Source organism: Candidatus Methylopumilus rimovensis, assembly GCF_006364615.1.
Classification (GTDB): Bacteria; Pseudomonadota; Gammaproteobacteria; order Burkholderiales; family Methylophilaceae; genus Methylopumilus; species Methylopumilus rimovensis.
This window is the reverse complement of sequence record NZ_CP040986.1, coordinates 990,021-1,010,408: the sequence shown is the minus strand read 5'-3', so window position 1 is coordinate 1,010,408 and position 20,388 is coordinate 990,021. Positions and strand designations below refer to the sequence as shown.

The 20,388-nt window shown below is 36.6% G+C and carries 21 protein-coding genes; 12 read left to right on the top strand and 9 right to left on the bottom strand.

The features are described from left to right. The first annotated feature begins 32 nt into the window (after positions 1-32). From FIT61_RS05180 to FIT61_RS05170, 3 genes are all read left to right on the top strand, one after another. Positions 33-431: a TlpA family protein disulfide reductase gene (locus tag FIT61_RS05180; RefSeq protein ID WP_139873726.1), complete on the top strand. Its 399-nt coding sequence runs from the start codon at positions 33-35 to the stop codon at positions 429-431. A gap of 73 nt (positions 432-504) precedes the next feature. After that, the gene (gene clpB / locus FIT61_RS05175) at positions 505-3,087 is read left to right on the top strand and encodes an ATP-dependent chaperone ClpB (protein ID WP_139883666.1); all 2,583 of its coding nucleotides are present in this window, start codon (positions 505-507) and stop codon (positions 3,085-3,087) included. A 15-nt stretch (positions 3,088-3,102) separates the two neighbouring features. Then, the gene (locus FIT61_RS05170; protein ID WP_139873724.1) at positions 3,103-3,522 is read left to right on the top strand and encodes a secondary thiamine-phosphate synthase enzyme YjbQ; all 420 of its coding nucleotides are present in this window, start codon (positions 3,103-3,105) and stop codon (positions 3,520-3,522) included. 1 nt (position 3,523) lies between these two features. Here FIT61_RS05170 and FIT61_RS05165 read toward each other — a convergent pair whose 3' ends face one another. Next, the gene (locus FIT61_RS05165) at positions 3,524-4,753 is read right to left on the bottom strand and encodes a murein hydrolase activator EnvC family protein (RefSeq protein WP_139873723.1); all 1,230 of its coding nucleotides are present in this window, start codon (positions 4,751-4,753) and stop codon (positions 3,524-3,526) included. After that, positions 4,746-6,287: a 2,3-bisphosphoglycerate-independent phosphoglycerate mutase gene (gene gpmI, locus FIT61_RS05160; RefSeq protein WP_139883949.1), complete on the bottom strand. Its 1,542-nt coding sequence runs from the start codon at positions 6,285-6,287 to the stop codon at positions 4,746-4,748. Before gpmI ends, FIT61_RS05165 begins: the two co-directional genes overlap by 8 nt. An 86-nt stretch (positions 6,288-6,373) precedes the next feature. Here gpmI and grxC point away from each other — a divergent pair, with 86 nt between their 5' ends. The 4 genes from grxC (at position 6,374) to FIT61_RS05140 (ending at position 8,713) form a co-directional block, all read left to right on the top strand. After that, entirely contained in the window at positions 6,374-6,634 is a 261-nt protein-coding gene (grxC, locus tag FIT61_RS05155) for a glutaredoxin 3 (protein WP_139883664.1), read from the top strand. 106 nt (positions 6,635-6,740) lie between these two features. Then, positions 6,741-7,265, top strand: coding sequence for a protein-export chaperone SecB (secB, locus tag FIT61_RS05150; RefSeq protein ID WP_139883661.1), 525 nt, complete (start codon positions 6,741-6,743; stop codon positions 7,263-7,265). Further along, a complete protein-coding gene (locus FIT61_RS05145; protein ID WP_139883659.1) occupies positions 7,243-7,707 on the top strand; it encodes an SH3 domain-containing protein in 465 nt (154 codons plus the stop codon). The genes secB and FIT61_RS05145 overlap by 23 nt, the downstream gene beginning before the upstream one ends. Before the next feature lie 4 nt (positions 7,708-7,711). After that, a complete protein-coding gene (locus tag FIT61_RS05140) occupies positions 7,712-8,713 on the top strand; it encodes an NAD(P)H-dependent glycerol-3-phosphate dehydrogenase (RefSeq protein WP_139883658.1) in 1,002 nt (333 codons plus the stop codon). Positions 8,714-8,716: 3 nt separating this feature from the next. Here the strand turns inward: FIT61_RS05140 and trmL are convergent, their stop codons facing one another. Further along, positions 8,717-9,181 (bottom strand): tRNA (uridine(34)/cytosine(34)/5-carboxymethylaminomethyluridine(34)-2'-O)-methyltransferase TrmL, encoded by a 465-nt coding sequence (trmL, locus tag FIT61_RS05135; RefSeq protein WP_139883656.1) that lies wholly within the window; start codon positions 9,179-9,181, stop codon positions 8,717-8,719. Between the two features lie 114 nt (positions 9,182-9,295). Between trmL and bioB the strand changes: the two genes are divergently transcribed. The 5 genes from bioB to bioD are packed head-to-tail and all read left to right on the top strand — an operon-like array spanning position 9,296 to position 13,819. Beyond that, positions 9,296-10,309, top strand: coding sequence for a biotin synthase BioB (gene bioB / locus FIT61_RS05130; protein WP_139883654.1), 1,014 nt, complete (start codon positions 9,296-9,298; stop codon positions 10,307-10,309). Between the two features lie 7 nt (positions 10,310-10,316). Then, on the top strand, positions 10,317-11,489 hold the full coding sequence (locus FIT61_RS05125; RefSeq protein ID WP_139883653.1) for an aminotransferase class I/II-fold pyridoxal phosphate-dependent enzyme: 1,173 nt from the start codon (positions 10,317-10,319) through the stop codon (positions 11,487-11,489). A 4-nt stretch (positions 11,490-11,493) separates the two neighbouring features. Continuing rightward, entirely contained in the window at positions 11,494-12,255 is a 762-nt protein-coding gene (bioH, locus tag FIT61_RS05120) for a pimeloyl-ACP methyl ester esterase BioH (RefSeq protein WP_139883651.1), read from the top strand. Between the two features lie 2 nt (positions 12,256-12,257). After that, a complete protein-coding gene (bioC, locus tag FIT61_RS05115) occupies positions 12,258-13,127 on the top strand; it encodes a malonyl-ACP O-methyltransferase BioC (RefSeq protein ID WP_244925188.1) in 870 nt (289 codons plus the stop codon). Continuing rightward, the gene (bioD, locus tag FIT61_RS05110; protein WP_139883647.1) at positions 13,127-13,819 is read left to right on the top strand and encodes a dethiobiotin synthase; all 693 of its coding nucleotides are present in this window, start codon (positions 13,127-13,129) and stop codon (positions 13,817-13,819) included. Before bioC ends, bioD begins: the two co-directional genes overlap by 1 nt. Here the strand turns inward: bioD and nadD are convergent. The 6 genes from nadD to adk all read right to left on the bottom strand — a co-directional run bounded on the left by nadD (position 13,794) and on the right by adk (position 20,388). Beyond that, a complete protein-coding gene (gene nadD, locus FIT61_RS05105; RefSeq protein ID WP_187351786.1) occupies positions 13,794-14,447 on the bottom strand; it encodes a nicotinate (nicotinamide) nucleotide adenylyltransferase in 654 nt (217 codons plus the stop codon). The two genes, bioD and nadD, sit on opposite strands and share 26 nt — an antisense overlap. 9 nt (positions 14,448-14,456) lie before the next feature. Then, a complete protein-coding gene (locus FIT61_RS05100; protein ID WP_139883643.1) occupies positions 14,457-15,716 on the bottom strand; it encodes a glutamate-5-semialdehyde dehydrogenase in 1,260 nt (419 codons plus the stop codon). Between the two features lie 39 nt (positions 15,717-15,755). Then, positions 15,756-16,784 (bottom strand): DNA polymerase III subunit delta, encoded by a 1,029-nt coding sequence (holA, locus tag FIT61_RS05095; RefSeq protein WP_139883641.1) that lies wholly within the window; start codon positions 16,782-16,784, stop codon positions 15,756-15,758. Between the two features lie 3 nt (positions 16,785-16,787). After that, a complete protein-coding gene (locus FIT61_RS05090) occupies positions 16,788-17,195 on the bottom strand; it encodes an LPS-assembly lipoprotein LptE (protein ID WP_187351785.1) in 408 nt (135 codons plus the stop codon). Positions 17,196-17,276: 81 nt separating this feature from the next. Beyond that, entirely contained in the window at positions 17,277-19,730 is a 2,454-nt protein-coding gene (gene leuS / locus FIT61_RS05085; protein WP_139883637.1) for a leucine--tRNA ligase, read from the bottom strand. A 7-nt stretch (positions 19,731-19,737) separates the two neighbouring features. Further along, positions 19,738-20,388, bottom strand: a complete 651-nt coding sequence (adk, locus tag FIT61_RS05080) for an adenylate kinase (protein WP_139883635.1) — start codon at positions 20,386-20,388, stop codon at positions 19,738-19,740.

Genomic DNA, 20,388 nt, shown 5'->3' with positions numbered 1-20,388 from the left:
TTTTTTCGAACTTTTCATTTGCATATGATTTTATGCCGTTTGATATTAACACTCGAAAAGCTATTGAGACGAAATATCTCAATCAGCCTTTGATTATTTCTTTTTGGTCTATTGATTGCCCATATTGTATAGAAGACCTTAAAAAACTTGGTAAAGTCCTCACTAAAAATACAAGCGTTAAATTAATCACAGTATGTGTAGATGGAAAAGAGTCTGCTAAAAAAGCTGAAAGAATTTTAAGTCAGGCAAATCTCCCTCAGCATGAACAATATCAATATGCAGAGGTTGATGAAGATAGGCTCAGATATAGTATTGATCCAAATTGGTACGGTGAGCTTCCTAGAACATACTTTTATGATGCAACGCATCAAGTCACTCCATTAAGTGGAAAAATCTCTAAAGCATTTCTCGATAAATGGTTTAAAAAATAATTCCATAAACTGATTGAAATTTATCAATTCATCCCCATATAAGAAGTATTAGACTAATTTATGAGGAATTAACATGCGTTTTGATAAATTGACCACGAAGTTTCAGCAAGCATTTGCTGATGCACAGAGTCTTGCAAATGCGAATGACAATCCTAATATCGAGCCAGTTCACATGGTTCAAGCCTTGCTTGACCAAGACGACGGAAGTACAGCTTCACTTTTATCTTATGCGGGTGTTAATTTAGCACCTCTTAAAGTGTCGCTTAAATCAACTATTGATAAATTACCTAAAGCTGAGAGTAATCAAGGTGAAATTTCAATATCTCGAGATTTAAATAATCTTTTAAATTTAACAGAAAAAAATTCACAAAAACTAGGTGATGCTTATATCTCAAGCGAGATGTTTTTATTAGCATTGGCTGATGATAAAAGTGATGTGGCTAAATTATTAAAACAACATGGTTTAACCAAAGCGGCTTTAGAAAAAGCTGTTCAATCTGTAAGAGGTAATGACAAAATAAATTCTCAAGATGCAGACGGCCAAAGAGAAGCCTTAAAGAAATATACAATTGATTTAACAGAACGAGCTCGCATCGGTAAGCTTGATCCAGTGATTGGTCGTGATGATGAAATCCGTCGCACTATTCAAGTTTTACAACGACGTACGAAAAATAACCCTGTATTGATTGGTGAGCCTGGTGTGGGTAAAACAGCGATTGTAGAGGGTTTGGCGCAACGCATCGTCAATGGTGAAGTCCCTGACTCATTAAAAAATAAACGAGTGCTATCACTTGATATGGCAGCATTATTAGCAGGAGCAAAATACCGAGGAGATTTTGAGGAACGCTTAAAAGCCGTTTTAAAAGAAATTGCGTTGGATGAAGGTCAAACGATAGTTTTTATCGATGAGATCCATACGATGGTAGGCGCTGGTAAGACCGAGGGTGCTATGGATGCAGGCAATATGTTAAAACCTGCATTAGCACGTGGCGAACTTCATTGTGTAGGCGCTACGACTCTAGATGAATATCGAAAATATATTGAGAAAGATGCTGCATTAGAAAGACGATTCCAAAAAGTGCTCGTAGATGAACCTTCTATGGAGGCTACTATTGCAATACTTCGTGGCCTGCAAGAAAAATATGAGCTTCATCACAATGTCGAGATTACTGATCCTGCGATTGTAGCTGCAGCAGAATTATCACATCGATATATTACGGATCGATTCTTACCTGATAAGGCAATTGACCTAATTGATGAAGCTGCATCTCGTATCAAGATGGAGATTGATTCTAAACCAGAAGTTTTAGATAAATTAGAACGTCGACTTATTCAATTAAAAATTGAACGTGAAGCTATGCGTCGCGAAAAAGATGAAGCGTCTAAAAAACGTTTTGAGTTGATTGAAGATGAAATTAAGAAGCTTGAAAAAGAATTTAGCAATTTGGAAGAAATTTGGAAATCAGAAAAAGCACAACTTCAAGGCTCAAAACATATCAAAGAAGAGATTGAACAAATACGTTTAAAAATTGAAGAGGCAACACGAAAAGGTGAATGGCAAAAAGTGTCTGAGTTGCAGTATGGAAAATTACCAGAATTAGAGACGCAACTTAAACAAGCTGCTAAAGCTGAAACTGCCAAGACCCAAGCAAATCGCATGCTTCGAACCGAAGTGGGGGCTGATGAAATAGCAGAAGTCGTGAGTCGTGCCACAGGCATTCCTGTGGCAAAAATGATGCAAGGTGAACGCGATAAGCTTTTAAAAATGGAAGATAAACTCCATGAGCGTGTCGTAGGACAAGATGAGGCTGTTCGTGTAGTGTCCGATGCAATTCGTCGTTCAAGATCAGGTTTAAGTGATCCTAATCGACCTTATGGCTCCTTCCTTTTCTTAGGACCCACAGGCGTCGGTAAAACCGAGCTATGTAAATCATTAGCTAACTTTTTATTTGACTCCCCAGATCACTTAATCAGAATTGATATGAGTGAGTTTATGGAGAAACATTCTGTAGCTCGATTAATTGGAGCTCCCCCAGGATACGTTGGCTATGAAGAAGGTGGTTATCTCACTGAAGCAGTGAGACGTAAACCTTACAGTGTCATTTTATTAGACGAGGTAGAAAAAGCACATCCAGATGTGTTTAATGTGCTTCTTCAAGTATTAGACGATGGACGTTTAACAGATGGACAAGGACGAACTGTAGATTTTAAAAATACAGTGATTATCATGACATCTAACTTAGCTTCTAACATGATCCAAGCGATGTCGGGTGATGATTATCAGGTCATTAAATTAGCTGTGATGGGTGAAGTTAAAAATCATTTCCGTCCAGAGTTCATTAATCGTATTGATGAAGTGGTTGTCTTCCACGCGTTAGCAGATGATCATGTGAAATCGATTGCAGCAATTCAGTTACAATATTTAAAAGATCGATTGGCACAACTTGAAATGAAAGTGGACATTACGGATGCTGCCTTAGAAGAAATTTCCAAAGAAGGATTTGATCCAGTCTATGGTGCAAGACCTTTAAAGAGAGCGATTCAATCTGAAATTGAAAATCCACTCGCTAAAGAAATTTTAGCAGGCCATTTTATGGCAAAAGATACCATTAAGATTGATAGTGTTTCAGGTAAACTTAAATTTACTAAAATTTAAGTAAAGTCTTGATTGATGAAACAGGCTAGTCAAACATTGGCGATCCGTACTTCGGGTCGCCATTTTTATGATGTCACCCAAAAAGTTTTGGATTGGGTAAATGAATCGGATTTCAAAGAAGGCTTATTAACGCTCTACGTGCAACATACTTCAGCGAGCCTACTTATTAATGAGAATTACGACCCTGATGTTTTAGTTGATTTAGAAAGTTTTTTTGAGCGCTTAGTACCTGATGGCGATTCTTTGTTTATTCATACAGCTGAAGGTGAAGATGATATGCCGGCGCATATCAGAACTGCCCTAACACAAACCAGCCTGTCTATACCGATCAAGCAAGGTAAAGTTGCTCTAGGCCAATGGCAAGGTATTTTTTTATACGAACATCGCTATCAATCGCATGAGCGACGTATCTTGATGCATGCGATTGGTGAGTAATTTATTTGATTGAAGTCCAGGCCAAAGGATCAAAAGGTTTACTGAGTTTTCTTAATTCAAAATAAAGACCATTTGATTCGTTTCCGCCGGTGTTACCTACTAAAGCAATCACGTCTCCTCCGCGCACAATTTCGCCTGTCTTTTTGAGTGTGGATTGATTGTTCCCATAAAGGCTCATAAAACCCTCCCCATGATCAACAATAATAAGATTGCCAAAGCCTCGAAGCCAGTCAGCAAAAACCACTCGACCTGTTGCGATTGATTTTACTTCATTACCTTCATTGGATTTAATAAATAAACCTTTCCAAGATAAGCCAGTATCTTCCCGTGGCGAACCAAATCGATTAATCACATCTCCCTTTACAGGTAAGCTTAACTTACCTCGTAGCGATTCAAATTTCTGACCTGTAAATGTTTCTGTAGGGATAGTTTCATTCCTCACAATAGGTGTTTTCGAAGATATTTTTTCTTCTCGCTTAGAAGGTGCGGGTGCTGAGGGCAATCTTGCCAAACGATCAACGAGGTCAGTCAATCTTTTTTCATCTCGCATTAATTTTTGGATTTCATTACGTTGCTGATTAATTTTAGAAGATAAGCTTGCAATGAGTTTGGCTCGATCTTTCTTTTGTGACTCGAGCTCAGCCCGCTTAACTTCTTCCTTTTGTTTTAAGTTCGCAATTTCTTTTAGTTTCGATGCGGTTTCAAGGCTATAGGCCTCAATCTTTTTTAAATTACCTTGCATTTGATAAATACTTTTAGCGCGAGCCTTAGCCACATAAGAATAGTATTGAATATTTCTCGCGACAACACTCGGATTTTCAGATTGGATAATCATTTGTAAATAACCAGGATCGCCATGGAGATATTGTTGGTAGATTTGCTCGCTTAACATTTTTCTCTGGAGATCAACTTGAGATTCTACCGTATCAGATTGTGCTTTGAGTTCTTGAAGTTTGGTATAGTTTTTCTTTTGTTGAACTGATATTTCGTATAGTGAACGATTAGTATCGCTAATTTGTTTTTCACTTTTTTTTAATTGATCAGTTGCATCTTCCTGCGCTTTTTGTGTCCCGCTCAATTCTTTTTTAAGCTGGTCAATTTTTTCATGAACAGCATTTAAATTTTCTTTCGCGGAATCAGCTTTAGTTGCAGCTAAAGCAGAATGAGATAAAAATAATATGAAGATGCATTGAATTAAAAAATTCAATGGGACATTTTTGACTTTAATCATTCAATTGAATTAAGTTTTGTCCTGTCATCTCGGATGGTTGTTTTTCACCCATGAGATAAAGCAGGGTAGGAGCAATATCAGAGAGTTTTCCGTGAGGCTTAATTGTCGCTTTACGACCTATATAGAGTAAAGGCACCACGTTGGTGGTATGTTGGGTATGGACTTGTTTATTTTCATAATCTTCCATAAGTTCTGCATTGCCGTGGTCTGCCGTAATGATGACTTCACCACCAATTGCTTCCATAGTATTCACCACTTGTCCGATACATACATCAAGTGCTTCCATTGCTTTAATCGCGGCGTCAAGATTACCCGTATGACCTACCATATCAGCATTCGCAAAATTACATATGATGGCGTTATATTTTTTACTTTGAATGGCGTCGGTAAGTTTTTGTGCGACTTCAAATGCGCTCATTTCAGGTTTTAGATCATAAGTTGCAACCTGAGGGGATGGTACTAGAATGCGATCCTCACCATCATATACAGTTTCATTACCGCCATTAAAAAAGAATGTGACGTGCGGATATTTTTCTGTTTCTGCAATACGTAGTTGTTTTAAACCTAATTTCGAGACGTATTCACCAAACGAATTATTTACTGATGTCGGTTTAAAAATAGCCGATGATTTTTTATCATTTTGATCATATTGAGTGAGTGTGAAATAGTGACTGATATTGATTTTCTTTTGACGTTCAAAAGCATCAAAGCTATCTTGCAAAAGCGCATCTGTAATTTGTCGCGCACGATCAGATCGATAATTCATAAACACAACTGCATCACCATCTTGGATAGTGATGGCTTTTTGATTTTCATCATGAATGGATGTGGGTTTTATAAACTCATCCGTTTCTTCCCTTTCATATCCTTTGTGAATCGCATCAATCGGATCTCTGAGATGAATAGGAGACCCCATGGTTAATGCGTTATAAGCCAACTCAATACGAAGCCAGCGCTTATCGCGATCCATTGCATAGTAGCGACCTGATATAGAAGCAATTTTACCAATACCTATGTCTTTTAAATGAGATTCGAGTTGTTCGATATATTGCAAAGCGCTTTTAGGTGGCGTATCTCGACCATCCAAGAAAGGATGAACGTAAACATCTTTTAGATCACATTGCTTCGCGAGTTTTAACATGGCATAGAAGTGATCTAAATGACTATGAACACCGCCATCAGAAAAAAGACCTAAAAGATGCAAGGCTTTCCCCTTTTCTTTAATTGATTTGAATGCGTTGATCAGTGCTGCATTTTTAAAAAAATCACCTGAGGCGATACTTGAATTAATTCTTTCAAGATCTTGCTGAACAATACGACCAGCACCTATATTTAAATGACCTACTTCTGAATTACCCATTTGTCCTTGAGGTAAGCCTACAAATTCCTCTGAGGCATTAATAAAGCTATGCGCATATTTAGCCCACAAACTATTCCAGTGAGGCATTTTTGCATTTTTAATTGCATTATGGTTTTCATCTTCTCGGTGTCCAAAGCCATCCAAGATGATGAGTAATACAGGTTTTTTTAACATAGTAGAAGGCATGTATATGTGGCTTTAAAGATTAATGAATTATAATGCTTGTCATCAAATTTCACACTCCTTAACGTGAGCGCCCTATGAAATCAATTAAGATGTATACCAGTGCATATTGCCCTTATTGTTCAAATGCTGAAAAGCTTTTGTCCAAAAAAGGGATTACAGATATTAAAAAAATACGCGTAGACGGAGATTCGGCTATTTTAGAAGAGATGATTGAAAAAACTGGACGTCGCACAGTGCCGCAAATTTACATTGGCGAATACCATGTGGGCGGGTTTGATGATTTAAGAGCGCTTGACCTAGAAGGCAAGCTCGATCCACTTCTTGGAATTTCCTAGAAAGATTCCCCTTATTTTATTTAAATATTCTCGATAAAAAGATAGAATGCTGTATTCGTTTAATTAAATAACAGCGGCTTTAAAGCTCGCGTGACTGGAAAATAACATGGCAGAAAAAAAGAAAGCAGCACCCAAATCAACTAAAGCAGAAAAAAGCGTCAAAATTGATCCGCAAGCAAATGGAAGCGCGCAACCTGGTTTTGCTATTGAAAAACTTTTTCTTAAAGATGTTTCGGTTGAAGTGCCTAATTCTCCAGAAATATTCACACAACGAGAAGCCCCCCAAATTGCTATTGAATTAGGTAATTCAGGTAAGCCTTTGGCTGACGGGTATTTTGAGGTTGCTTTAAAAATTACTGTGACATCAAAAATTGCTGATAAAACAGCTTTTCTCATTGAAGTGACTCAAGCAGGCATTTTCGCATTACGTAATATTCCAGAAGAAAATCTTGAAATGATTATCGCGATTACTTGTCCTAATATTTTATTCCCATATGCACGCGAAGCTATTTCAGATTTAGTGATTAAGGCAGGTTTTTCCCCTGTGCTCTTAAACCCAATTAATTTTGAAATGCTTTATTTGCAACAAAAGCAGCAAGCAGCGGGTAATGCGGTTGGCACAAAAAACTAACTTTTTTTTTAGTTATTTTTTTGTATGGATTGTGTGCTTCATTTCACAATCTGCTTATGCTGAATTTCGATCTGTTGCATTTGCTAAAACCATTCTCTATGAAGCGCCATCAGCCACTACTAAAAGAGTTTATTTAGTAGGCGAAGGCTATCCTTTAGAAATTATTGTTAATCTTGGCGACTGGCTTAAAGTCAGAGATCCTTATGGCACTCTAAGTTGGGCAGAATCAAAAAATTTACAATCTAAAAGAACGGTGATTGTGAAGGTAGATAAAGCAAATATATACAAAGACCCTGAATCTAAATCAGCGCTTGTAGCTACAATTGAAAAAGATGTCGTCATAGAACTTTCAGACCCGCTTATTGCAAATGGTTGGATTAAAGTGCGCTATCAACAAGATCTTGACGGATACATCCAAACCTCTCAGGTATGGGGAATTTAATTAATTGAAGATCGCAGTCTTAGGAGCGGGCGCGTGGGGCACGGCTTTGGCAATGCAAATTAGCCAAAAGCATCGCGTTACACTATGGGCTAGAAATGCAGGTCACGTCTCTGGCATGCGTAAAGCAAGATCAAATCCACTTTATCTAGGCGATTTTCCTTTTAACGATCAATTGATGCTCGAAGATAATTTGAGTGAAGCGATTCATGACGCCGACCTTATTTTATCGGTTGTACCCACTTCTGGTTTTAGAGCTATTTTAAAAGAGATCAAATATTTAAATCATAAAGCGCCGGTTATATGGGCAAATAAAGGCCTAGAAGCAGAGACTGCAAAACTGCCTCATGAAGTTGCTATGGAAGAATTGGGCGACCCTAAAAAAACAGGGCAACATTGGGGTGCTTTATCAGGCCCTAGTTTTGCAGCTGAGCTCGTAAGATCTCTGCCCACCGCACTTACCTTAGCTGCAACCGACGAAGCATTTACACAAAGCTTAGCTTCTATTATCCATGGGAATAACTTGCGCGTTTATACAAGTCAGGATGTGATTGGTGTGTCTGTGGGGGGCGCACTTAAAAATGTAATCGCTATTGCTGCAGGTATTTCAGATGGCATGGGATTTGGAAATAACGCGAGAGCTGCTTTAATTACCCGAGGCTTAGCTGAGATTACACGTTTTGGTATGAGTTTGGGCGGTCAAAAAGATACTTTCATTGGACTTACAGGCGCTGGCGATTTAATTTTGACTTGTACCGGAGACTACTCAAGAAATCGTGAAGTTGGTTTAAGGCTTGCTAAAGGTCAAACGATTGATGAAGTTTTAAAGGGTTTAGGTCATGTTGCTGAAGGTGTTTATACAGCCAAAGAGGTTGTGAATCGAGCAAAAGCGCTTCATGTATCTATGCCCATTACGCATGAAGTAAATCAAGTATTAAGTTTTGGTAAATCACCTAAAGAAGCTGTGATCGACTTGTTAGGTCGCGAGCAAAAGTCAGAAACACATTAAGTCCTAAACCCCACCTTTAAATCCATTTTGCCGCCATGCTTCATATAAAAGAATCGCGGCTGCATTCGATAAATTTAAGCTCCTACTATTTTCCACCATAGGGATTCTTATTTTTTTATTTTCATCAAATTGATTGCGAATCGATTCAGGCAATCCTCGCGTTTCAGGCCCAAATAAAAAGATATCCCCTTTTTGATATGCAACCTCATGGTAGGACATACTCCCTTTGGTTGTGACAGCAAATATTCGAGCGTCGCCATGAAGGGATTCAAATACTGAAAAATCCGGATAAGTTTTAACTGATGCATATTCATGATAATCGAGCCCCGCGCGCACAAGCCGCTTATCATCCAAATTAAAACCTAAAGGTTCAATTAAGTGAAGTTGTGTGCCTGTGTTGGCGCAAAGCCTAATAATATTGCCAGTGTTGGGAGGAATTTCAGGTTCAAAAAGGGCTATAGAAAACATAAAATATAACAACTGATTAATTTTTATACAATTGTAACAAATTATAGTAAAATAACTTAACAATTGCTTTTTAAGACTATTTTAATAATTAAATCATATAGATAGGGATTTATCATGATTGAATCGCAGCCTAATTTAAGTCAGCAACCCATTCAATTCGAACGAAAATCTCCTAAAAAACAAAAAAATTCCCCAAAAGACCGCTGGTCAGTTGCTGAAATTGAAGCTTTATATGCACTACCTTTTAGTGACCTTATGTTTAAGGCTCAAACCATTCATCGTGAAAATTTTGATTCTAATAAAGTTCAAGTAAGCACGCTCTTGTCTATTAAGACGGGAGGATGTTCAGAAGACTGTGGCTACTGCCCTCAATCTGCCCGCTATGACACCAATGTAGAAAATGAAGCTATGTTGCCGATCGATGATGTGCTTAAAGCTGCGAAGGCTGCAAAGGATGCTGGCGCCAGCCGTTTTTGTATGGGTGCTGCTTGGAGAAGTCCAAAGGATAAGGATTTAAAGCCCGTCTTAGAAATGATTCAAGAAGTTAAAAAAATGGGACTCGAAACTTGCGCAACCCTGGGTATGTTAAAGGATGGGCAAGCCAATATGCTAAAAGAAGCAGGGCTTGATTATTACAACCATAATTTAGATACAGCGCCTGAATTTTATGGTGACGTAATTTCAACGCGTGTATATCAAGACAGACTTGATACATTAGACCGTGTTCGAGAAGCTGATCTTCATGTATGTTGTGGCGGCATAGTAGGTATGGGGGAGAGCAGATCTCAACGTGCAGGTTTGATTGCGCAACTCGCCAATATGGAAAAGCAGCCCGAGAGTGTCCCGATTAATTTATTGACACAGGTAGAAGGTACACCTTTACATGGAACCGCACCGCTCGATCTTTTTGAGTTTGTGAGAACGATAGCTGTTGCGAGAATTACGATGCCAAAAAGTTATGTAAGATTATCTGCAGGAAGACAATCGATGCACGAAGGTATTCAATCATTAGCTTTCCTAGCTGGGGCTAACTCAATTTTTTATGGTGAAAAGTTATTGACGACAGATAATCCGGATGCAAAAGTTGATCAAGCTTTATTTAATAAGTTAGGTATTCGTCCTATATAAGTTTGTGATGCTAGATCAAATTCATCATGAACTTCAATCCTTAAAAGACAATCATCTTTTTAGAGCAAGAAAATTATTAAGCGGAAGATTGGGGTCTAATCTTTCTTTTAATCATCAAAATTATTTAAGCTTTTCATCGAATGACTATTTAGGCCTTTCACAAAATCAATCTATCCAAGATGCGCTGATCGAAGGTATTCATTTGTCAGGCAACGGCATGGGGGCTTCTCATCTTATTTCAGGCCATCATGAATTCCATGAGGCGTTTGAAAATGCATTTAGTGAAGCGCTAAATTTTGAAAGAGCACTTTTATTCTCGTCAGGCTATATGGCTAATATGGGTGTCATCTCAGCATTGGTTGGGAAAGACGATACTATTTTTTCTGATAAGTTAAATCATGCGTCATTAAATGATGCGTCTATTCTTTCTCGCGCCATTCATAAAAGATATCGACATCATGATTTACAACATTTAGAAGATTTACTTCAAGCATCAAAGTCAAAAGTAAAGCTGATTGTTACTGATGCTGTTTTCAGCATGGATGGTGATTTAGCTAATATTCCAGATTTGCTGCAATTATGTGAAATGTACGATGCTTATCTTTATATAGATGATGCGCATGGTTTTGGTGTATTGGGTAAAAATGGCAAAGGCATACTGCAACACTTTTATGACCAAGAAAAAATTAAAGAACCTTATTCGCCCAGAATTTTCTATATGGCAACACTAGGGAAGGCAGCTGGTATCTATGGTGCTGTCGTAGCATCTTCAAATAATCTTATCGAATATTTAATTCAAAAATCTAAACAATATATTTATACGACTGCAATACCAGCTTTTATGGCGTATGGATTAAAAGAGTCATTAAATCAAATTTTAAAAGCAGATCAAATAAGATCACACCTAAATAATCTTATTACACAGTTTAGAGCTAATACTAAGTTTCAAAAAATGACTTTAGGTAGCTCATTAACACCTATTCAACCCCTTATTGTTGGAAGTGAAATTAATGCATTAAGATTAAATAAATGGTTAATGGAAAAGGGAATATATGTTCCTGCTATTAGACCCCCTACTGTGCCCCGAGGCACTTCTCGACTGCGTATTTCACTTTCAGCATTGCATCAAGATAACGATGTGCTTACATTAATGAAAACTATATTAGATTTTGAAAGCTAATCTGATGCACATTAAAAAAATTGGACAGGGCAAAGATCTTGTTCTTATTCATGGATGGGGGATGCATAGCGGCATATGGAAGCCTATCATTGAGAAATTTTCAAATCAATACACCCTTCATCTTGTTGATATTCCTGGTATGGGTAAAAGTCATATCATCGATCCTTATGATCTTAATCATCTAGCTGAAGCAATCAGTAAAGAGTTACCATCTTCATTTGATATTTTAGGATGGTCTTTGGGCAGCCTTATTGCGTTAAAAATGAGCCTAATATACCCAAAAAAAATTCGTCGTATGGTTTTGGTGGGGGGGACGCCTCGTTTTATTAATCAGACAGATTGGAGTCATGGCGTAGATGTAAAAGATTTTAATGATTTTGCTAATAAGCTTTTTAAAAACTACAAATCAACCATGATAAATTTTTACACTTTACAGCTCATGTATTCAAAACATAGTAAATTGCTTATTAAAAAACTTAAAGACATGAATGATGAAGTGAACCCACCTGACGTTAAGTCATTACAACTTAGTCTTGATGTATTATTAAATAACGATTTGAGAGATGACATTAATAAGATCAATCATCGAACACTTTTAATCGTGGGCGAAAAGGATCGTTTGACACCAAAATCAGCTTCTGAGTGGCTTGAAAGTCATTTAAAAGAAGGGCAATTAAAAGTAATTCAAGGTGCATCACATATCCCTTTTTTATCTCACGCGGATGAGTTTTTTGATCATCTCGATCAATTTTTATTGGCAGCATAATCATGACTCAGCATCATATTGACAAGAAAAGAGCTCAAGCATCATTCAATAAAGCTTCGGCTTCATATGAGAACAATGCTGTTCTTCAGAGGCATGTGCTAGGAGAGATGTTCTTAAGACTTAAATTACTCAAAATTAATCCTAGCAGTATTCTTGACCTAGGCTGTGGACCGGGTAATGCAGGACCTGATTTAAAAAATTTCTACAAGCCTCATGATCTCATTTATTTAGATTTTGCATATGAGATGCTAAAAAAAGCAGAAGAAAAAAACAGAGATCATTTCTTAAAAGCATTTTCAAGCAGAACGACACAGCAATTTATATGCGCAGATATGGAAGCTATCCCATTGGAAGAAAATAGTATCGATATGGTTTGGTCAAATTTATCTCTTCAATGGTGCAATGACCTTGATCGTGTATTTGCTCAGATAGCAAAAATATTAACTCATAATGGACTTTTTATATTTAGCACGTTTGGACCAAGCACACTTCATGAATTAAGATCTTCACTCGCATCATTTTCTGAGCACTCCCACGTAAATCAATTTATTGATATGCATGATATTGGCGATGCACTAATACGATGTGGCTTTTCAGACCCAGTCTTAGATGTAGATGTTTATTCACTCACATACAGTACATTTAAAGAAATTATGTATGACTTGAAGCATATTGGCGCTCGAAATGCACTTCAGGGAAGAGCGAAGGGTATGACAGGCAAAGGCTTCTTGTACCAATTGGAAAAATTGTATGAAGTTTACAGAGCTAATGATAAATTACCTGCAAGTTACGAGGTTGTATATGGGCATGCATGGAGAGTGAATAAGCCGCATAATGAGTCATCAATTGTTAAGTTTTATTCAAAACAATAATGCATTCATTTTTTATAACTGGTACTGATACGAACATAGGAAAGACCGCTGTTACTTGCAGTTTAATTGCTAAATATATCGAAGAAGGATTTCGTGTGGGAGGTATGAAACCTGTCGCTGCTGGATGTTTTATAGAAAATGGGCATATCATATATGAAGATGTACAGAAGATTATAGAAGTAAGCAATGTTGATTTAATTACCAATCAAATTAATCCTTATCAATTTGAGGCACCGATAGCGCCTCATATTAGTTTCAAGAAAAATAAAAAAGAAATCGATATTCATCTAATTAAAAAGCATTTGCAATTATTCAAAAAACAGATGGATTATTTATTTATTGAAGGCGCTGGAGGTTTTGCTGTGCCTTTGACAGAGAATTTTTCAACTGTTGATTTAATTAAAGCCCTAGATATACCAGTTATTTTGGTAGTAGGTATGAGGTTAGGCTGCATCAATCATGCTCTATTAACAGTTGAATCAATTTTAAATAAAAAAATAAAGCTTTGTGGCTGGGTTGCTAATCGAATTGATCAACATATGCTAGCTTATGAAGAGAATATATCTTTTTTAAAAGAAAGGATTGAGGCGCCTTGTTTGGGCGAAGTGCCTTATTTAAAAAATTTTGATCCTTACAAAGCATCAAAATTTATCGATATAAATAAGCTTAACGATAAAGTCCGTGAAGATTAATATAGTCAGCAACAGCTGCAGGTAAAAGATTCGTAAGATTTTTATTTGAATAAATAGCGTCTCGAATTTGAGATGACGAGATATCAATGTACTCAAATTTTTTTGTCATAATTAGTCCGAAACTAGATCCGCGAAGATCCTCAATATTTTGAGTGAGCCTTTCACTCCATTCTTTTTTTAGAGCTGATGTTAATTGATCTACAATAATGGGGGATTCGCGTCTTTCTATTATTAATATATGGCAATAATTAAAAAGCTCATTCCATAAATGCCATGACTCAAGCTTTAGAAATGCATCGCTTCCCATTAAGAAACAAAACGCTTGATCCTCTTTTTTTTCTATTATAAGACTTTGCAATGTTTCAATCGTATAAGAGGGTTTAAGATCGCTTTGATTTTTTTTAATTTCACGGTCATCGGTAAAGAAATTAGTGTATGGATTGAGAGCGAGATTAAGCATTTCTACGCGATGCTTATTTTCTAAAACGATATTTTTATGAGGCGCTAAACCAGATGGAATAAAAAGCACTTTCGATAATGTCGCAACATCTTGCCAGGCTTTAGCTAATTTAATATGACCATAGTGTATTGGATCGAATGCGCCACCTAATACACCAATAAGTTTCAAAGACATTCCTTACTTACGTATATGCCCATTGCCTAATACGATATATTTGAGCGAAGTAAGTCCTTCAAGTCCTACAGGGCCTCTTGCATGTAATTTATTTGTTGAAATGCCTATTTCAGCACCTAAGCCATATTCAAAGCCATCAGCAAAACGAGTTGAAGCATTCACCATAACGCTACTTGAATCTACTTCTTTCAAGAATTGCATAGCGCGTTCATAGTTTTCAGTGACGATAGCATCTGTATGATGAGAAGAATATTGATTAATATGATGAATTGCATCATCGATGTCATTGACAATCTTGCATGAAATAATTGCATCAAGGTATTCAGTATAAAAATCATCTTCACTTGCTGATTTAATACCTTTCACAAGTTTCAAAGTTTCTTTACATCCACGAACCTCAACTTTATGTTGATGAAGCATTTTTACAATTTTAGGTAAAAAACCGCGTGCAATATCTTTAGATAATAGAAGTGATTCGGTCGTATTGCATGTACCTAACCTTTGAGTTTTAGAATTCTCAATAATTTTAAGTGCTTTATTTAGGTCTGCATTTTTATCTACAAAGACATGGCAATTTCCATCTAAGTGTTTAATGACAGGTACAGTTGCCTCATCACTAATCATTTTAGTTAAGCTTTTGCCACCTCTTGGAATGATCACATCAATATAGTCATTAAGCTTAATCATGCCTTTAACTATAGATCTGTCGGTTGAATCAATCACTTGAACAGCTTGATCTGAAAGATCAGCTTTTTTAAGCGCCTCGTGAATAAGATTGCTTAAAGCAATATTAGAGTGAATAGATTCGCTACCCCCTCTTAATATAATGGCATTTCCCGATTTGATAGATAAGCTCGCTGCATCAATAGTGACATTAGGACGAGATTCGTAGATCATGCCTATGACACCAAGAGCTACGCGCATTTGACCGACTTGAATACCTGATGGACGTGTATTCAAACGCATAATTTCACCAATAGGATCCTTAAGGTCAATGATATCTTGTATGCCTTTAATCATCGAATCAATAGTTTTGCTTGAAATGATAAGACGATCGATGGAAGCGCGATCTAATTTATTTTTTTTAGCTTCTTTAACATCTTTCTCATTGGCTTTCAGAATAGTTTTTGTTTTTGTATTTAAAAGATGAATGAGATGAGTTAATGCATCATTTTTTTGTTGTGTTGATGCTTTAGCCATCAGGCATGAAGCTTTTTTTGCTTCTAGTCCAATCTTTTTAAGATATTGATTAATATTTGTCATGTGTGAATTATACGCGTTAAGAAATTAACTTGTATAGGATCAAATTTTTCGGCCTCGAGATGCTATTTTTGCAAGCCCCAGGCAAAGTCTAGTCATTTCTAGCCAAGCATCACCCGGTGAAACACCCTTTGATATTTTATCTATCTCAGATAGTTTTTGAATAGCTGCTCTTAGATGTTTGAGCGAAAAAAAAGACAATGCTTGTTTAGTAAACAAAAGCTTATCTCCAAATATTCTTGATTTTGTGAGATGGTTTTCCAAAGATTGGCCTCTGAAATCAAGTTCTTTTATTTCAAGCATAGGCTTTAATACCCAAGAAAGGGAGCTTGTAATACTAATAGGATTTTGGCCTTCTTCTTTTAAGAAATTAAGCGTTGAAATGGTTTTCATCTGGTCGCCATTTAATACATATTCAGTGAGCTCAAAAGCATCATAACGAGAGACATTTGAAATAGATTGTGAAACTTTTTCATATGAAATTGATTGGCTTGGAAAAAGTAATGCTAATTTATTTAATTCTTGGTCAGCGGCAAGCATATTCCCATGAACAAATTGACTAATCAGCTGAATACTTCCTTCATCTAAGTTTATTGATAATAAAGAAGCTCTTTTCTTTAGCCAAAAAGGAAGTTCGGATGGTTTAATTTCATCAAGTCTAATTGTGTAAGCAATTTTTTCAATTTCTTTAAACCATTTCTGCAGCTTTGTTTCCTTATCTATTTGAGGCAAATGAACAACAATAAGATCATCTTGAGAAAAATTTTGGATAATTTCGTAAAAAGACTCCCCACCCTCAGCATTTATTTTTCCTGAGGGAATGATTATTTCAATAATGCGTTTTTGAGAAAACAAGCCCTGGGAGCGAAGGGATGAAGCACATTGATCCCATTTAAAATAACGATCAACAGTAAAGCTTAATTTTTCTGTATAACATAGCTCTTTTGCAAATTGACGGATGATGTCGAAAGCCTCTTTTCTTGAGAGTGCTTCATCCCCCAAAAGAAGGAATTTTGATTGCTGATTTTTTTGAAGCTCTTTACTAAATGCTTCCGAATCAAATACTGCCATTAATTATTTATTAGTATGCTGAATTTGATTAAATAGATTTGTGATAGCTTCATTACGCATAGATTCATTAAGCTGTCTTTCTTCTTCTTCTTTGCCAATAAGATTTGAGTCACTGAAGGTAAAGTCACGACGTGTTTCTATAATATTTTCTTGGCTCCAAGTTTCGCTATCTATAGTTTTAATTCGGTAACGAACTCTATAGAAAATCTCAAATTCTCGAACAAGACCTTGGCCGCTTAAAGATAAAATTCTTTTTTCGCTCTCTTCACTAAGAAGTTCAATTCTTAATTCTGGATTTTCTGTCGGAAGAATAATAGCCACTTTATTACTAGCTAGAGTTTTTTTGAGATTTTTTGTAAAACTTAATTCCTTACCTTCTAAGCTGATTGTTTTAAATGATATTTCTGTCATACCTCTCAAATGAAATCCACAGCTTGTTATCATTAGAAGCATGAAGAGCGTTATAAATTTTTCATATATGGTATTCATCATTTATCCTGTGACGATATTAATGAGTTTTTTAGGTACAAATATCATTTTTTTAACATTATCTTCATGGCCAATAAATCTTTTAACATCTTCATTTTCGAGGGCCATGCGCTCAATATCTTTTTGTTCAAGATCTGCTGATACTAGCATATTTCCTCTGAGTTTTCCGTTCACTTGGATCACCATAGCATATTCGTTTTTAATTAATGCATTAGAGTCGGCTTTAGGCCAAAGCTCTTGATCAATAGGATTATTAAAAAGGTGATCCCATAAGGCATGACATATATGAGGTACGAAAGGGTTAAGTAATAAAATTACATTTTGTATGACTTCTTGTTTCACTGAAAGTGTTACAGCATCTTCACCTTCAACTTTTGCAAAAGTATTCATAAGCTCCATTACTGAAGATATGGCTGTATTAAAACTATGTCTTCTTTGAATATCATCGGTAATTTTTTGTATAGTGTGATGTAGCTCGAATCTTAAATTCTTTGTTTGATCTGAGAGTTCGCCTTCCTTGTAGGACTCAATTTTTCCTTTAGCATGATGGTCATAAACAGTTTTCCAAAGCCGTTTTAGGAAACGATTGGCCCCCTCAACACCACTATCTGACCACTCTAAGCTTTGTTCCGGGGGGGCTGCAAACATAATAAAAAGTCTGGCAGTATCAGCACCAAATTGATCAATGAGTGACTGAGGGTCAACGGTATTGCCTTTTGATTTTGACATTTTGGTACCGTTTTTTAATACCATGCCCTGAGTCAAAAGATTTTTAAATGGCTCCTTATGTTTTATAAGTCCAAGGTCTCTTAAAAGCTTATTAAAGAAGCGCGCATATAATAAATGTAAAATCGCATGTTCAATGCCACCAATGTATTGATCAACAGGCATCCAATAATTGCTTCTCTCATCCACCATGGCATTTTGATTGTCATAACTTGGATAGCGAGCAAAATACCAGGAGGACTCCACAAAAGTATCCATTGTGTCTGTTTCTCTTTCAGCATTTTTGCCGCAGGAAGGGCAGGTTGTTTTGTAAAAAGACTCAGCTTGCTTGATGGGGGAGCCAACACCATTCATAACAATGTTTTCAGGTAATACAACAGGTAAGTCTTTTTCAGGCACAGGCACTTCGCCACATGACTGGCATTTAATAATAGGTATCGGACATCCCCAGTAACGCTGCCTTGAAATACCCCAATCACGCAATCTAAATTGCGTTGTTTTTTTACCTTTATTTAGGGATGTTAGTTTTTTAACAATGGCATCGAATGCTGACTGAAATTCCAAGCCATTAAATTCACCAGAATTAATTAGCCTACCATGCTCAGTATACGCAGCCTCAGATAAATTAATTGTTTTTGAATCTATTGGTTCAATGACCTGTTCAATTTCGAGTTTATACTTTTTCGCAAAATGAAAATCTCTTTCATCATGAGCGGGAACCGCCATTACTGCTCCAGAGCCGTAATTCATTAATACATAATTGGCAATCCAAATGGGCACTTCTTTTTGAGTGATAGGGTGGATAGCTCGAAGTCCAGAATCGATACCTATTTTTTCTGCAGTTGCAAGATCAGCTTCAGCAACACTTCCTCTTGTGCATTCATTAACAAATGCTTCAATTGTAGGATTATTTTTTTTAATAAAAGAAGTAAGTGGATGCTCTGCAGCAATAGCTATATAAGTCACGCCTAAGAGGGTGTCTGGGCGAGTGGTGTAAATTTTAACCGAATCAGCATGGTCTTTGATGTCAAATTCAATTTCACAACCATAACTTTTGCCTATCCAATTTTTCTGCATAATTTTGACTTGTTCTGGCCAACCTTCAAGGCTATCCAGATCATTTAAAAGCTCTTCCGCATATTCAGTAATTTTCATGAAGTATTGAGGAATCTCTTTTTTTTCAACAACAGCACCAGATCTCCATCCTTTGCCGTCAATCACTTGTTCATTTGCAAGAACAGTTTGATCAATAGGGTCCCAATTAACAGTAGAAATTTTTTTATAAATTAATTTCTTTTTAAAAAGCTGAGTGAAAAGCCATTGCTCCCATTTGTAATAATCTGGGCGACATGTTGCAATCTCTCTTTTCCAGTCAATAGCTAGACCTAGCTTCTTTAACTGATGCTTCATATAATCAATATTGCTGTATGTCCAATCTGCAGGAGCTGATTTATTTTGTAGTGCTGCATTTTCTGCAGGTAAGCCAAAAGCATCCCAACCCATGGGCTGTAATACATTAAAACCTAGCATGCGATGAAAGCGGCTTAATACATCGCCGATGGTATAATTCCTCACATGTCCCATATGAAGCTTTCCGCTAGGATAAGGGAACATGGACAAGCAATAATATTTTGGCTTTTTAGAATCCTCGACAACAGAGAAAGTAAGTTCGTTGTCCCAATAGGATTGAACCTTTTCTTCAATCTCTTTAAAAGGATAGGTGGCTTGCATAGATTAATTAATTAATTTGGTCAAAAATTGTTTTTTGAATATCTTTAACATCGCCGAGTCCATTAATCTTGATATAACGAAGCCGTTCATTTTCAGAAGCTGCCCATTTTGAATAATAATCAACAAGTGGTTTCGTTTGGCTATGGTAAACATCGAGTCGTTTTAGAATCGTTTCTTTTTTGTCATCATCTCTTTGAACAAGAGGTTCGCCTGTAACATCATCTTTATCTTGTATTTTAGGTGGATTGTTTTGAATATGATAAATACGACCAGATGCAAGATGGGTTCTTCGACCACTTAACCTATCTACAATAACATTATCTGGAACATCAATTTCAATAACGATATCTATCGAAATGGAGGCTTGTTTCATTGCTTCAGCTTGGGGAATAGTCCTAGGAAAACCATCTAATAAGAAGCCTTGTTTACAATCTTGATCTTGAATGCGTTCTTTAACTAATTCAATAATAAGCTTGTCCGGCACGAGAGCGCCACTGTTCATAAATTGCTTGGCTTCAACACCTAGTTTTGTATTTGCTTTTATAGCAGCACGAAGCATGTCGCCAGTAGATATTTGTGGGATGTTAAATTTGTCTTTAAGTATTTGGGCTTGTGTACCCTTCCCTGCGCCTGGCGCTCCTAGTAGAATAATTCTCAT